This is a genomic window from Kluyvera sp. Awk 3 (genome assembly GCF_028069715.1).
Classification (GTDB): domain Bacteria; phylum Pseudomonadota; class Gammaproteobacteria; order Enterobacterales; family Enterobacteriaceae; genus Kluyvera; species Kluyvera georgiana_A.
In genome coordinates this window covers 1-894 of sequence record NZ_JANEWH010000294.1, presented here as the reverse complement: position 1 = coordinate 894, position 894 = coordinate 1, and the positions used below count along the sequence as shown (strand labels likewise).

At 40.6% G+C, this 894-nt stretch carries 1 protein-coding gene; it reads right to left on the bottom strand.

The window, feature by feature from the left end; genetic code table 11:
• A partial coding sequence (locus NNN71_RS24730; protein WP_271459596.1) for a YebC/PmpR family DNA-binding transcriptional regulator occupies nucleotides 1–704 on the bottom strand: 704 nt, incomplete at its 3' end.
• Nucleotides 705–894: the final 190 nt, after the last annotated feature.

Below are 894 nucleotides of genomic sequence, written 5' to 3'. Positions count from 1 at the left end.
ACGTTATGATATACTTTCTGAACATCATCGTCATCTTCAAGGGCATCAACCAGTCCTTCAAAGATTTCTAAATCTTCCGGCGAGAGCTCAATTTCTGATTGGGCAATCATTTCTAATTCTGTCGTTGAGAATTCAGTAATCCCAGCGGCTTTTAACGCTGCAATACCTTTATGAAGGTCTGTAGACTCAGTATAAATAACGATGTTTCCTTCTTCTTCGGTTACATCGCGAACATCAACTTCCGCTTCAAGCAGAATTTCAAAAATACGGTCAGGGTCTGTTCCTTTAAATACAATCACGCCGGTATTGTCAAACATATAGCTGACAGCACCTGCCGCTCCGATATTCCCGCCTTTTTTATTGAAAATTGTGCGGACGTTGGCAATCGTGCGGTTAACATTTGACGTCAGCGTCTCAGCGATGATCATCGAACCACTAGGACCAAAGCCTTCATAACGCCCTTGTACGAAGGTTTCATCACCGCCGCCCTTGGCTTTATCAATTGCTTTATCAATAACGTGTTTCGGAACCTGAGCTTGTTTCGCACGTTCAATAACGAACTTTAAAGATGAGTTTGATTCTGGATCAGGTTCACCTTGTTTAGCAGCGGCATAGATTTCCACACCGAATTTTGCATATACTTTAGACGTGGCACCGTCTTTAGCCGTTTTTTTAGCAACAATATTTGCCCACTTACGTCCCACTGGAATGGTCTCCTGGAAGATTTATTTACATTGCTGCCAGAATAATAACCTGACAACTTTATCCAGCATATTATATCATGAGATATAAATTCTCGTCCATGAGAATTAAAAACACCCTGACTTACGCAATGTTACTTTAAATTTATCAATAGTTAACAAAGTGGAAAACTATTGATGAATACATCTGCGG